14 protein-coding genes (1 of these 14 cut by a window edge) are annotated in these 13693 nt (G+C 58.0%); 8 read left to right on the forward strand and 6 right to left on the reverse strand.

Annotated elements, in window-relative coordinates; translation table 11 throughout:
• Both ACZ5DH_RS06305 and ACZ5DH_RS06310 read left to right on the forward strand, forming a co-directional pair.
• Positions 1–115 carry the 3' end of an ArsR/SmtB family transcription factor gene (locus ACZ5DH_RS06305; RefSeq protein WP_464256233.1) on the forward strand. It extends 329 nt beyond the left edge of the window, so only the last 115 of its 444 coding nucleotides appear in the window; its start codon lies beyond the left edge, outside the window; its stop codon occupies positions 113–115.
• A gap of 32 nt (positions 116–147) precedes the next feature.
• A complete protein-coding gene (locus ACZ5DH_RS06310) occupies positions 148–2232 on the forward strand; it encodes a heavy metal translocating P-type ATPase (RefSeq protein ID WP_464256234.1) in 2085 nt (694 codons plus the stop codon).
• Positions 2233–2671: 439 nt separating this feature from the next.
• On the opposite strand, the gene ACZ5DH_RS06315 is transcribed toward ACZ5DH_RS06310, so the two are convergent.
• From ACZ5DH_RS06315 to moaA, 4 genes are all read right to left on the reverse strand, one after another.
• Positions 2672–3046 (reverse strand): ACT domain-containing protein, encoded by a 375-nt coding sequence (locus ACZ5DH_RS06315; RefSeq protein WP_464256235.1) that lies wholly within the window; start codon positions 3044–3046, stop codon positions 2672–2674.
• A gap of 114 nt (positions 3047–3160) precedes the next feature.
• A complete protein-coding gene (ruvB, locus tag ACZ5DH_RS06320) occupies positions 3161–4144 on the reverse strand; it encodes a Holliday junction branch migration DNA helicase RuvB (RefSeq protein WP_464256236.1) in 984 nt (327 codons plus the stop codon).
• Positions 4144–4758 (reverse strand): Holliday junction branch migration protein RuvA, encoded by a 615-nt coding sequence (gene ruvA, locus ACZ5DH_RS06325; protein WP_464256237.1) that lies wholly within the window; start codon positions 4756–4758, stop codon positions 4144–4146. The genes ruvB and ruvA overlap by 1 nt, the downstream gene beginning before the upstream one ends.
• A gap of 386 nt (positions 4759–5144) precedes the next feature.
• Positions 5145–6248, reverse strand: coding sequence for a GTP 3',8-cyclase MoaA (gene moaA / locus ACZ5DH_RS06330; protein ID WP_464256238.1), 1104 nt, complete (start codon positions 6246–6248; stop codon positions 5145–5147).
• Between moaA and ACZ5DH_RS06335 the strand changes: the two genes are divergently transcribed.
• Positions 6247–6537 (forward strand): DUF5334 domain-containing protein, encoded by a 291-nt coding sequence (locus tag ACZ5DH_RS06335; protein ID WP_464256239.1) that lies wholly within the window; start codon positions 6247–6249, stop codon positions 6535–6537. The two genes, moaA and ACZ5DH_RS06335, sit on opposite strands and share 2 nt — an antisense overlap.
• 48 nt (positions 6538–6585) lie before the next feature.
• Here ACZ5DH_RS06335 and ACZ5DH_RS06340 read toward each other — a convergent pair whose 3' ends face one another.
• Positions 6586–7170 carry a hypothetical protein gene (locus tag ACZ5DH_RS06340; protein ID WP_464256240.1) on the reverse strand — a complete coding sequence of 195 codons (585 nt, stop codon included), beginning with the start codon at positions 7168–7170 and terminating at the stop codon, positions 6586–6588.
• Positions 7171–7644: 474 nt separating this feature from the next.
• Between ACZ5DH_RS06340 and ACZ5DH_RS06345 the strand changes: the two genes are divergently transcribed.
• The 5 genes from ACZ5DH_RS06345 (at position 7645) to ACZ5DH_RS06365 (ending at position 12154) form a co-directional block, all read left to right on the forward strand.
• On the forward strand, positions 7645–8019 hold the full coding sequence (locus ACZ5DH_RS06345) for a hypothetical protein (RefSeq protein ID WP_464256241.1): 375 nt from the start codon (positions 7645–7647) through the stop codon (positions 8017–8019).
• A 5-nt stretch (positions 8020–8024) separates the two neighbouring features.
• Entirely contained in the window at positions 8025–9389 is a 1365-nt protein-coding gene (gene miaB / locus ACZ5DH_RS06350; RefSeq protein WP_464256242.1) for a tRNA (N6-isopentenyl adenosine(37)-C2)-methylthiotransferase MiaB, read from the forward strand.
• Positions 9383–9997 carry a bifunctional nuclease family protein gene (locus ACZ5DH_RS06355; protein WP_464256243.1) on the forward strand — a complete coding sequence of 205 codons (615 nt, stop codon included), beginning with the start codon at positions 9383–9385 and terminating at the stop codon, positions 9995–9997. The genes miaB and ACZ5DH_RS06355 overlap by 7 nt, the downstream gene beginning before the upstream one ends.
• A gap of 152 nt (positions 9998–10149) precedes the next feature.
• The gene (locus ACZ5DH_RS06360) at positions 10150–10554 is read left to right on the forward strand and encodes a hypothetical protein (protein WP_464256244.1); all 405 of its coding nucleotides are present in this window, start codon (positions 10150–10152) and stop codon (positions 10552–10554) included.
• A gap of 109 nt (positions 10555–10663) precedes the next feature.
• Entirely contained in the window at positions 10664–12154 is a 1491-nt protein-coding gene (locus ACZ5DH_RS06365) for a histidine kinase (RefSeq protein ID WP_464256245.1), read from the forward strand.
• 9 nt (positions 12155–12163) lie between these two features.
• On the opposite strand, the gene ACZ5DH_RS06370 is transcribed toward ACZ5DH_RS06365, so the two are convergent.
• Positions 12164–13597: an MATE family efflux transporter gene (locus ACZ5DH_RS06370; RefSeq protein WP_464256246.1), complete on the reverse strand. Its 1434-nt coding sequence runs from the start codon at positions 13595–13597 to the stop codon at positions 12164–12166.
• Between the last annotated feature and the right edge of the window lie 96 nt (positions 13598–13693).

Below are 13693 nucleotides of genomic sequence, written 5' to 3' on the forward strand. Positions count from 1 at the left end.
CATCCACGATTTTCTCAAGCGCAAACATATCCGAATTCCCGATGACGAGTCTGACGGCAGCGATGACGCCGGTTCCAGCGCAGAAACCGCCGCCGCGGACAATACATCCAACTGATCCACAAATGAGATCCGCCAGGAGATCCGACCATGAGCCACTGCTCTACCGATGAACACGAAGGCTGCGGGCAAGATTGCGGCTGCAAGCCAGCCGACGGCCTCACCCCGCTGCATGCACATGACCATACGCACGCCTGCGCTGGAAATGTTCCCGCTACTGACGCTTGCGCTGACGAAAAAGAAACTGACTGCGGATGCAGCTCTTGCGGTTGCCACAGTCGTGAGCATGATCATGCTCACGGATCGGGCGACGACAAACGCGAACTTTTGCTCATGGGCGCATCTGCCCTGCTTTTTGCCACAGGCATGCTTGTTGATGACCGCATGGCCCAGCATGTCCCCCACTGGTTGGTAATAGCCATATTTTATGTCCTGCCCTATATCCTTTGTGGCTATGATGTTCTTCGGCTTGGCCTGAAAAGCATTCTAAATAAAGATTTTTTCAATGAATTCACTTTAATGGGCGGTGCGACCATCGCAGCCATTGCTCTGGGCGAGTTGCCTGAGGCTGTGGGGGTCATGTTGTTTTACCGCATCGGAGAATTTGTGCAGGAACGGGCTGCCGGTCATTCCCGCCGATCCGTCAAGGCGCTCCTGGCAGCGCGCCCGAGCATTGCGCACCAGATTGTTGACGATGGCAGCATTCGTGATGTCAAGCCCGAAGACCTGGGCCCTGGCAGCCACATTCTTGTGCGGCCCGGTGAAAAAATCCCCCTGGACGGTACTGTGCTCGAAGGCGAATCCCAGGTTGACACATCACCCCTCACAGGTGAGTCGGTTCCTTTGAGGCTCTTGCCTGGCAGTCGCGTACATGCGGGAACCATCAACCTGAACGGCTCGCTGCGGGTAGAGGTCACATCCGCCTTTGCCGAATCATCCATCGCGCGCATTCTGGAGATGGTGGAAAACGCCGTGGCCCGCAAAGCCCCCACCGAGCGCTTCATAACTCGAGTGGCGCGCTGGTACACTCCTGCCGTCACGGGGCTGGCCCTGCTGGTCGCCGTAATTCCCCCTGCTCTGGGCTTTGGCGCCTTTTCTGAATGGCTCTACCGTGCACTGGTTCTTTTGGTAATCTCCTGCCCGTGCGCCCTGCTCATTTCCATTCCTCTCGGTTATTTTGGCGGCATTGGCGCGGCGTCGCGCAGGGGCATCCTTATCAAGGGCGGTGCTGTGCTGGACAGTCTGCGCGACATTCGCGTGGCCGCCCTGGACAAGACAGGCACCCTCACCGAAGGCGTTTTTGAGGTCAATGCAGTATTGCCCGCACAGGGCGTGGAGCCAGATGAACTGCTGACAACGGCGGCCCTGGCTGAAAGCCGTTCCAACCACCCTATAGCGCGCTCCGTGATGCGGGCCGCGCTCGAGGCCAACATTATCACCGATGACGCAGCCATCACCGGCATGCGGGAAATTCCCGGGAAAGGAGTGGAAGTGCACGCTGCCGACGCCACCCTGCTTGCGGGCAACGCTGCGCTTATGGAGGCCTATGGCATAGTGCCGCAGACAGTAACCATACCGGGCAGCGTCGTTCAGGTTGCCAGCAATGGCCGTCTGCTTGGAGCCCTTGTGGTTGCGGACCGGCTCAAGCCGCAATCACCGGAAGCCATTGAAGAACTGCGCCTTTTGGGCGTGGGCACCATAGCCATGCTTACCGGAGACCGCGCGGAGCAGGCTCATCCTGTGGCCGAACGCCTGAAGCTGGACATTCTCAAGGCCGACCTTCTGCCCGAAGACAAGGCAGGCGCGCTTGAGGCCATTGGGCCCGTCAGGAACACGCTTTTTGTGGGAGACGGCATCAACGATGCGCCAGTGCTGGCCACGGCAGGCGTCGGCGTGGCCATGGGTGGCCTGGGCGCTGAAGCCGCCATTGAAACCGCCGATGTTGTCATTTTGGACGACAACCCCGCCAGGTTGCCGGAACTGCTCCGCATCGCCCGCCGCACCAGAACGATAGTGTGGCAAAATATCATCATGGCTCTTGGCATCAAAAGCGTCTTTATGGGGCTTGGCATCTTCGGACTTTCTGGTCTGTGGGAGGCCGTATTCGCCGACGTGGGCGTGGCGCTCATGGCAGTGCTGAACGCCGCCCGCGCTGGAAAAATCGATACCCAATAAAGCAGCCGGCCTTTGAAAAAGGCTCCATGCTCTAACACTGCGCTCAACACTGCGTGCGCGTGCAGCGCGCCGCAATGTGGCGTGAATTCTGCCGAGAATCGCATTTTTCGGCAGAATGACAATTTGAAATGTGAAGCATTTCTAAGTAAACCTGATCTGGAGAAATCAAAAGCACGAAGGGCGCTGCTTGTGAGGCAGTGCCCTTCTTTTTTAAATCAGGTCAGCTTCGAGAATACACATTCCCGAAGCTTATGACACCCCGTTAGCGGGCATTTCGACGCGGGTCGACAGCATACACGCCTTCACGGCAAACGCCACCTCGCTCATCCATCCGAATGCCCGAAGCATGGCATCGCTCCGACCGAGAAGTTCTCTTTATCCGGCAGGGGCGTTTTCGGCCGATGAGCCGCACGCATTCCCATCCCCTGGTGCCCCACGGTCAGCCCAGCCACTCCACCTCATGCCCGGCCGATTCAAGGACAGCAAGGGCTTTTGACAGAGTATCTTTTTTGACCAGTATATAGTCAGTGTCGTACGTGGAAAGCGCGAAAATACTGACAGACGCCTGAGCCAGCACCGTGGACAGTCCCGCCAGCACGCCTGTCATGCCGAAGTCCATTTGTCCTGCCACCCGAAAAGCGCGCCAGCCGTCTTCACGCGCAAGACTGTGCAACGGGGCATGCGCGGACAGACAAACTAAAGAAATTTCGGCGTCGGTTCTGCCTATAAAAAGCCAGGGGGCAGCAAGGTTCACCCCGTGCATGTCGGACACCTTGCAGACAGTAAACTCCCCTTCAATTACTTCAACACGCATGATTTTTTACCTTACTTGGAGCAGATTGGCAGGCAGGGAATTTGCCCCAAAAAGCTCTGCCAACAAGTATGGGCTTGGCAGGAAACCGCGCCCAAACCGCCGTGAAGGCGTACCTCAGGAAAGCAGGAGTTTTAAGTGCGTATAGGCGCGCGCAGTGGCCATACGGCCGCGCGGGGTACGTTTAAGAAACCCGCACTGGATAAGATATGGCTCGTAAATATCTTCAATTGTACGAACTTCTTCTGAGCACGCCACCGCCAGGGTTTTTATGCCCACAGGGCCGCCGTCATAGTGTTTGATAAGCACTTCAAGGAGCTTACGATCCATCTGGTCCAGGCCATGCTCGTCCACATCCATACGCTTGAGCGCCGCTGAGGCCTCATGCCCCGTGACTTGCCCATTGCCATGCACCAACGCGAAATCTCGCACCCGACGCAGCAGCCGGTTGGCGATACGCGGCGTGCCGCGAGAACGGCGGCCAATTTCTTCCGCCCCTTCCTGCGTAATGGACACGCCAAGAATACGGGCAGTGCGCAGCACAACACGGGCCAGATCAGCGGGGGTATAGTATTCAAGCCGGGCCACAATGCCAAAACGGTCGCGCAGTGGAGAAGAGATCAGCCCCATGCGGGTGGTGGCACCGGCCAGTGTGAAAGGCTCAAGGTCTATTTTAACCGTTCGGGCTGCCGGGCCCTGCCCAATAACGAGATCGAGCTTGAAGTCTTCCATGGCAGGGTAAAGAACTTCTTCCACCGCGATGGGCATGCGATGGATTTCGTCCACAAAAAGTATGTCGTGGCGATTCAGGTTGGTAAGGATGGCGGCCAGATCTCCGCTGCGTTCCAGCACCGGGCCAGATGTGCAGACCAGATTGACGCCAAGCTCAGCGGCCATGATCTGAGCCAGGGTTGTCTTGCCAAGGCCAGGGTTGCCATAAAAAAGCGTATGGTCAAGAGCCTTGCCGCGTTCACGAGCGGCATCAAGAAATACGCGCAGATTGGCCCTCAGGTCGTCCTGGCCGATAAAGTCATCCAGACTGTGCGGACGTACGCTTTCATCAATATTGACAGCGCAGTCCGGCTGACAAAATTCCGCCATCAGGATCTCCCTCTGGCCAGCGTCTTCAGCGCGGCCCTGAGCGCGCCGGTCACATCCAGATCAGGCTCTTCAAGCAAGAGTTTTTTGACCATGGGGGCGCATTCGTCCTCGGCGTAACCCAGGTTGGCCAGGCCATCAAGCACATCCCGGAACACAGAGCCGGGCCGTTGGCCGGTCGCGGCCAGCACCGCAGTCTGCGGAGCCTCATCAACCTTGAGCTTATACTTGAGTTCCAGAAAAACATGCTGCGCGGTTTTCTTGCCGATTCCCGACACGCGGGTAAGCGCCATCACATCTTCTTCAAACACAATGCGACGCAGGTCGTCGGGTCTGTAAATGGAAAGAATGGACAAGGCAGTGCGGGCGCCCACTTTTGAAATGGAGACCAGCACTTCAAATGTCTGGCGTTCCTCAAAGGTGGCAAAGCCGAAGAGTTCCAGCGCGTCTTCACGCACGGCAAGGCTTGTATACAGGGCAATATGCTCTCCCTTGCCCGGCAGGGCCGACAATGTGTGGGCGGGTAAAGCCACTTCGTAGCCCACGCCGCTTTCAGTGACGAGCAGGCAGGCATTGCCCCATATTTCGGCCAGGCGGCCTTCAAGGTAGGCTATCATGAATTCCCTTGTAGAAAGTGCTGTTGGCGGCGCACAGATCAGCGTTGAAATAACATTCTCGACATTTAGACACGCCCGCTTCGTCGCGTAACAGCCGGACGAGCCGCGCCCAAGCCTTCACGGTGAGCGCCTGCACACCCAGCCGACAGAGCGATTTTCATGCAAACTCTGGAGCGCTGCCGTAAAATAATGTCATGAAAACCAGGCAGCCTGCCGCATTCCGGCCTGACTTACGTAGTTGAGCCGGGCAAAACCTCACGCAACGCGGTCACACGGCAGCCCATCACAAAAACGATCAGCATTGGAAAGAAGGGTTGCCCGTGATCTTTTCTAGACTAAGGATATACGGAACAGCCCGAGTTTTCAAATACGCCGGCACCGTTTTTTTAGCCGCCTATGCCCACCATCTGTTTGTCGACCACAGCCCCCTTGGTCCTGCTGGCCAGCAAGTCCGCGCCAATAGGCTTTTCCGCACATGCCTCGCGCACAAATCGCCCGATCTGGGCGTCGCTTACGCTTGTATCGCGCAACATGTCACGCAAGCCGTATTCCCTGTCGTCAAAAAGGCATGTGCGCAGGTTGCCGTCACTGGTAAGCCGCAGGCGGTTGCACGACCCACAGAAATGGCAACTCACCGCCGTGATAAAGCCCAGTCGCCCCAAGCCGCCTTCAACGGCAAACATGCGGGCTGGCCCGGCCTCGCCCGTATCGTCACGCGAGGGCATGAGCCGCGCGCGGGCTTCAGCTTCCGCGCGAATCTGCGCGGCAGGCCAGAAGGTCTCTTCATTCCACAAGGTTCCATTGCCCATGGGCATAAATTCTATAAAACGCAGGTCAATGGGCATGGTTCGGGCGGCATGAATAAAGTCGTCCATTTGCCGATCATTGATGCCACGCATGGCTACCGCGTTTATTTTAACCTTGATTCCCGCCTCCAGTAATTTATCCAGAGAGGACAGCACCGCTGGCAACATATCGCGCCCGGTGACGTGTGCGAACGTCTGCCTGTCAAAACTGTCCAGCGACATGTTGACGGCTTTTACGCCAATCTGCCGCAGCAGGGGAATATGTGGTTCCAGCAAGGTCCCGTTGGTTGTGATCCGCAGATCCATGGCGGGAAAACGCTTGTGCAGCATATGCAAAAACTCGTCGCTGCCTTTGCGTGCAAAAGGTTCGCCTCCTGTCAGGCGGACCTTGACCACGCCCATGGCGGCCATGATGGACACCATACGTGCCATTTCTTCATAACGCAGCACCTGCGGGTGCGGAATGTAGGTCTGACGGGCATTGCTACAGCAGTAAATACAGCGCAGATTGCACCGGTCCGTAATGGAAAGCCGCAGATAGCGCACCGTGCGCCCGTGATTGTCCACAAGCGGCGAAAGGCTGCGCCTGTCACGGCAAAGACCGCCGCTTTTCTGACCGCCGTCCGTCACAGTAGCGTCATCCCTGTTGCCAAGAAACGAAAATGGATTTACATCTGCCTGCATGAAACACCTGCTTATGGGAGCGGCCCTCGCGGGCATCCTGAGTTTAGCCCTGTGTGCCCCCCCGGTTGCCCGGGCTTGGGATGGATTTGACGCGGACTCCGCTGACCTTGTGGAAATAACCCCTGACCGCGTGCCTTTTCAGGGCGATGCGGTGGATGTTCGCAACTACGATTCCGATTCTGTTGAAACGTGTCTCGTTGAAAGCGTAAAACGCAATGCGCGCACTGTGGAACTGGTGGTGCGCACCCCTTCCGGCGCTACGCGCACGCTCGTAATGGAAGGACGCTGAAAAAACATTGGGCGCGGCCCGTTCAAGGCAGCGCCCAATGAAAGCCCTCTACCGGGGCGTTTCTTCATCCGCACCGCGCTCATGGCCTGGCAGAAGAATGCTGGCACTCTCAGCCTGACCCTGTCCTTTGGGACATTGATCCTGAAGATGACAGATTTCACACCCCCCACGAAAGGGAAAGTGCGTCACAACCGCATAGCGGCGGGACAGAACAGATGCGCCGGGCTTGTATTCAAGCCCCAATTCGCTTAATACGGTACGCAAGGCCTCAGTAGGCCTGGGCGAAGGCGCACAGCCTGCGTCCTCCACTTGCGGGAGCATCGTCTGCACTGCGCTCATGCACATGAACTGGGCAAGGTTATTGATCATAAAGCCGTCAGAGGCGGATTTTCCCCAGGCTTCATCCACTTCAATCTCCACTTCTTCCGGCAGCCATACCGCCAGATATGAAATTTTGCCTGTGGTTATTTCGCGCACCTTGAGTTGCGCCAACCACTTCCCCCACAATTCAACCAGACGCTCAAGAACTGCCCCTCCAAGGCGGGTTTCCTGGCTCATGACCAAAAAACCTTCCATGTCAAAATAGGGCTGGATGTCATGTTCCTTTACGCCAGCACTGCTTGCCTCGCTCACATACGCTCCTTCAATGAATAAAAACACGACCACGTGCCGTCGCTTAAACGGGTTTCAGCCCTGCGCCCGGACGCTTGTACCTGCCAGGATAGTTTAACCAAGGGGCGGGCATCGTCAAGGGCCATGCGCACAAATTGGGCAGATTACCTTTGAAAACATGCATTCTCAAAAGGCACAACCCGCCCGCTTCAGCGAGTACCAGCGCAGACAAACCACGCCTGCGCCGCTTGGCGCGCGCCTGCCCGCGCAACACCAGCGCGTTTCAAAATGAAAACTCTTTGCATCTGAAGCGACGCTACGCCTGCCGACAGTATTTTGATCAATTTTTCAAGACCGCCAGCCTGACCGCTGCCTTTGTATTTAAGGCGCGCCGCGGGCTGGTCCCCCATCGACCGTGAAGCGGCTTTACTTGGCAGAGCCGCTTTTTTATCATATGCCATTGCACCATACGTACACGAAAGGAAAGGAAGGCGCATGAACAAACCGAACGCACATCCGGCTAAAATCCGCTATAGATATAATATGGACAAAGAGGCCCGTCTTCAGACGGCCCATGGCGTATGGGGAGGAATCAACCCCCAGGGTGAAATAGAAATGAATTTCTATCACGAGAGCGACTCGCTGCCCGCGTTTTCCGAGCAGCTTGTGGCCCCTGACGGCTCCATAGGGCATGAAATGATCCCCGGCGAAGACGACCTGCGCGAAGTCACCCGTTGCATACACAGCCGTGTGCTGCTCAACTACCATACCGCCCGCGCCGTGCTTGACTGGCTTGAAGACCGCGTGGCCGCCCTTGAAGAAGAAGGGGCCACCGGTATGTACGAGGCGGATCTGGACATTGAACAATAGCCGCCATGATTGAAAAAACTTACCATATCATGACATTCGGTTGTCAGATGAACGTGCACGACTCACAGTGGCTGGGTCGTGCCCTTACCGCTCGCGGCTTTGCGGAAGCCTCGCTTGAAGAAGCCCAGGTGGTCGTGGTCAATACCTGTTCCGTGCGGGAAAAGCCGGAACAAAAGGTCATGAGCGCTCTGGGGCGCATCCGTCAGGTCACGGGGGGCAACCCGGAGGTTCTGGTTGGCGTTGCGGGCTGCGTGGCGCAGCAACTGGGCGAGGCCTTTTTTACAAAAGAAAGCCAGGTGCGCCTCGTGGCTGGCAGCGACGGCATCAGCGGCGCGCCTGCGGCCATTGAACGCCTGATTGAAGAGCCCGGCCTGAAGCTTTCATTGCTTGACTTCACAAGCCATTATGCTGAACGCGAAGCCGGACCGGAAACAGCCGAGGGCCCGTCCGACCCTGTGGCCTACATAAACATCATGCAGGGCTGTGACAACTTCTGTGCCTACTGCATCGTGCCCTTTACGAGGGGGCGTCAAAAATCGCGCTCCTCAGCGGCCATTCTGGAAGAATGCCGGGCTGTTCTTGACAAGGGGGCACGAGAGATCAGCCTGCTTGGCCAGAACGTCAACGCATTCGGCCAGGACAAAAGCGGCGACGGCACAAGCTTTGCCCAACTGCTACGGCAGATCGCCGCCCTTCCTGGCCTTGAGCGCCTGCGCTATGTGACCCCGCATCCGAAAGATATGGGGCCCGAAGACATCGCGGCCTTTGCCGAACTGCCCCAACTGTGCCCGCGCCTGCACCTGCCGCTTCAGGCCGGCTCCGACGCAGTACTCAAGAGCATGCGCCGCCGCTACGACAGCGAGACCTTTTTGCGATTGGTGGAAGACTTGCGCACCGCACGGCCGGATATAGCGCTGTCCACGGACCTTATTGTCGGCTTTCCCGGTGAAACTGAAGAAGATTTTCAGGCAACGCTCGACATGATGCGCACCTGTGCCTTCATGTCCAGCTTCTCGTTCATTTACTCGGACAGGCCCGGCGCAAGAGCCGCGCTTTTTCCTGACAAAATACCAGCGGAAGTGGCTCAGGACCGGTTGATGCGCCTCCAGGCGCTTCAGGACGAACTGGGGGCCCGGTGGCTCGCCAGCCGTCTGGACGGACAGGCGCAAAGCACACTGCTGCTCGAAGGGCCAAGCCCCAAAACCAGTGAAGGACAAGAGCCCAGCTGGCAGGGACGCGACCCCTACGGCGTACCCGTTCATGTGCCGCTGCCCGCCGGAATCGACCATACTGGCCGCCTTGTGCAGGTAACCGTTACCGAAGCGAAAAAGCACAGCCTCATGGCCGTGCGCGCGGGGGAGCCATGGTAGAGATGAACGTCTTCGGCCTGACCATTGATCCGCAGACCAAGACCCCCATAGTAATGCTGCGGGAAGTGGACGGAGAAACCATCCTGCCCGTATGGGTTGGCGCCATGGAGGCTATGGCCGTCTCTCTTGTGCTCAACAAGGAAAATCTGCCACGGCCTCTGACCCATGACCTTTTGCTTATGACGCTCAGGGCGCTCAAGGCTTCTCTGACCCGCGTGGAAATCACCGACCTCAAAGACGGCGTTTTTTTTGCTCTGCTGGTGCTTCAGGGGCCGGACGGACGCGTGCGTGTGGACTGTCGTCCTTCTGACGCCATTGCTCTGGCCATGCGGGCCGAAGCCCCCATCATGGTGAATGAGGATGTCTTGCGCCGGGCTGCCGAAGCTCAGGAAAAAGCGGAACAGCGCCTCAACGAAGAAGTGTTGTCTCCGGTGCCGGACGCGGCTACCGACATGGTGCGCAAAGCCGGCGCCCGCAAGGAGGCCGACATGCTGCACAGCCAGTTGCTGCGCGGCGCAGCCCTGCCGGATGGCATTGATCCGGAAGAAGACCGCAGGTTTCGCGAAATGCTGCGTTCGCTTGAACCTATATCGCGGCGCAAAATGTGACGGCGCGCGCCGCAACCTCAAAAAAATCCAGACACCTTGAAATTGTGTTAAACCGCAGTCAATTGCTCACATAACTGGTGAAAATCCCTGCCAAACCCGGCCTAAAGCTTTTTTCTCCTGTTCCGAATAGACTCGCATAACAGGGAAAAAACATGCTGGATTATCGCCTTTTCAAAACAATCAATGACTTTTTTGCGTCAGGTCAGCACGACAAGGCCCGTCACCTGCTCATGGAGGTGCAATCCCGCTGCATAGCCCTTCGCGATGAAGTAAGCATGCTTAAAATTCGTCTGAAGACTCTGGAAGATACAGCTTTTCTGGCTGAAAATCTACACCTCAAGGACGGATTCTACTGGCTGACCGCCAATGACGTACGTCAGGGCCCCTTTTGCCCGCGCTGCTATGAAAGCGAGGGGGGGCTCATCCGGCTCGAGCGCTCGCAAAAGGGCCTGCACTGCCCTTACTGCCACGCCGTCTATCCCGGCATCAGACAAGAGGCTGAATACCAGGATGGCGCCACCGTGCGCCACGCCCGGATCATTCCCTTTGCCCGCTGATTCGCTTGCCTACGGGGCCGCTCCACTATAGAATTACAACGGACAACAATGCCCTCGTAAATTTCCCCGCCCGGGGACAGTTCCCGCCCCTTGCCCCTTGAGGATGTACATGACCTGGCCAGCCTCCCTGAACATTCTTCTTCTTAGCGAAAGCGATTCGCTGGCCAGTCTTGACCGGCGCGCCCTGCGTGAAGCCGGGGCCAGCCGGGTGGACAGCATGACATCAGGCATTGACGCGGCCCGCATGCTGGCTGCCCTTGATCCGGTTCAGGCAACCCTTATGCCCGATGTGGTCGTCTGTTCACAAAAACTGGCCGATATGGACGGTGAGCAGTTCTGCGCCATACTGCGCCTGCACCCCCTGCTTCTCGATTTGCCGGTTCTGCTCATTTTACCCAATGACAGCGAGGTCGAACAGCTCAAAACTCTGGGTTGCGGCGCCAGCGCCTTGCTGGCACGCCCGTACTCCGTCAACGTTCTCAAGGCCCATCTGGACTCCCTGACAACCTCGCGCCCAAGCCTGCAGCAGCTCCAGGACGCCCAGCGCTATACAGACACCAGCTCTTTTGACCAGGCGCTTGCCACCTATGGCATCCTGCTCAAGCCCGTGCGTCAGCCCGAGGACTATTTTCGCGTGGGTATGCAATGCTTGCAGCAGCGCCAATGGAATAACGCCATAAACGCCTTTCAGCGCGCCCTGCGGGGGGCGCTCATTCAGGGACATGCGGAGCTTGGAATGGCTGTCGCCTGGAAGGGCAAGGGCGACATGGCGCAGTATCGCCACTATCTCGGGCTGGCGGCCACTACCTTTGTGCGTGCCCGTCACTGGCACCAGGCGCGCACCGTATACGTCGGGCTGCTCCGGGAAGACCCGGACGCCAGAAGTCCTTTTTTGTCCGAAGCTTTTCAGATGATGCGCCAGGGACAGTACGACGAGGCGGCCGAGGTGCTGTCGCAGGGACATGATGTGACCCCCCGGCGGCAATTGACCGAGCGTATAGCCCAAACCTGCCTCAGCACCGATGAGCCGCAACGCATGCTGGCCGAACTCGAAGCCAGTCTTGGCCGTACCATAGGCATGGCGGCCGGGCCGTTGACCGAGGCCATCCGTTCGACGCTGACACATCTTGCACGGCAGCAAGAAGAAAAAAAACGCCAGGAAGCGGCTGAAAATCAATGGCTGGCAGCCCGTCAGGCCGCCCGCCAACGCGAAAATGCGGAACAGGCCGAAGAATCGGCCAATGTCGCCGCCTCACGTCAGGCAGACGGCAAGCCGTCCCGGAGCCCGGACAGCAGCCTTGGGGCCGCAACGTCAACGCGCTCTCAAACGGACAGCGCCGCCGCGTCCAAAAGGCAAACCAGCGATAACGACGCAGAAATCCTGCCTGTCCTGTTATGGGGACAAGACACGGCAGACTTTCCGCAAACGGCGTTCGACCAAGAACATGCCGCCCCGGAAGCTTTTTCCGCCCCCTTGCGGGAGGGAGGCGATACAATGCCCCTTGAACCTCTGGCTGAAGCTGACCGTGCACACAGGCTTACCGATCTGCTGTCCGTGATGAAGTATACCTGGAAAATGGCCCGACGCCGCAAAGAATAGCCATCCGCTCTACCTGCGCACCCGCAGGAGTATGGCTTCGGGCGCAAGACCGTGCAGAAACCGTACCCGCAAAAGATAGCACAGGGCGCCAAAACCAAGGGCCACAATGTAGGCTATCCAGAAGCCCTGGGCCCCCATGAGCGGCGCCAGCACATTGGTGCGGGCCAGCACAAAGCCCAATGGCAGCCCAATGACCCAGTAGGCTATAAAACAGATGGCGGAAATGATCCGCGTGTCGTTATAGCCACGCAAAACGCCTATGCCCGTGACCTGAAGCCCGTCCACCACCTGATACGCCGCCTGAAAAAGCAGCAGATGCACGGCAAGAGCCGTAACTTCGGGATTGTCCGTGTATATGCGCACGATCCCATGACGGAACAGCACGGTGAAGATGGCGATCGCAAGAGCAAAAACCACACTGAGAATAAGGCCGGTCCGCGCCACCAGTTTGGCACGCTCGACCTGCTGCGCTCCCAGGCAGCGCCCGACGCGAATGGTGACGGTCATGCAAAGGGACAAGGGCACCATAAAGGCCAGAGAACCAAAATTGAGCGCAATCTGGTGCCCGGCCACCATTACTGTGCCCAGCGGAGCCAACAGTATGGCGCTGAGCGCGAAAAGCGAGACCTCAAAAAACAGGGCCAGCGCGCCGGGCGTGCCGATGCGCAGAATTCTCCAGACCAGCGCGCCGTCAAAACGCGGCGAGCCGCCCACCCCATCGCTCGCGTCCCCGGCCGAAGCGCTCTTGCGCCAGAGAGGGGCGAAAAGCGGCCGCAGGTGGGCATTGCGCGAATCCCGCCAGACATAAAAAAGCATACACAAGGCCATAACCCAGAAACTGATGGCTGTTGCAACGCCACAGCCAACGCCCCCCAACTCCGGCATGCCGAATTTGCCGTACACAAAAATGATGTTGCAGGGCACGTTGATGGCCAGACCCACGAGCCCAATGATCATGGCGGGCCGGGTACGCGCAAATCCCTCAAGAAAGCTGCGTAGATTTACAAAAAGCATGAAACCGGGCAGTCCCCACATGATGGCGCGCAAAAAGCCGCCTGAAATTCGCGCCATTTCCGGGGTCAGCCCAAAAGATTCCATCCTCCACGAAGCCACATAAAAAAAGCTCATGAGCACAACGCTCAGGCCCAAGGTCAGCCACAAGCCCTGACGCAGAAGGTGCGCCGCTTTTTCCGGCCTGCCAGAACCCACCATCTGGGCGCTCAAAGGGGGAAGAGCCAGCAGGCAGCCAATGCCGAGCAGCATGACGGGCACCCATACGCTGCTGCCAACGGCCACCGCCGCCATGTGTTCCGCGCTATACTGACCCGCAATGGCGGTATCGGCAAAAGTCATGCCCGTCTGTGAAAGCTGGGCGATAAAAATCGGCAGGCCGATGGAGTAAAAACGCCGGGCTTCGGACAAGGAAAAATATTTATGAAGCATAGATCTTGGGGGGGTTGAAGGTCATCCATGGCGGACCACAGCAGAAGCGTCAGTACTGTTCAAACCGGTGGCGCAAAATTCTCGGCCATCCGGTTT

Source organism: Desulfovibrio simplex, from assembly GCF_055387835.1.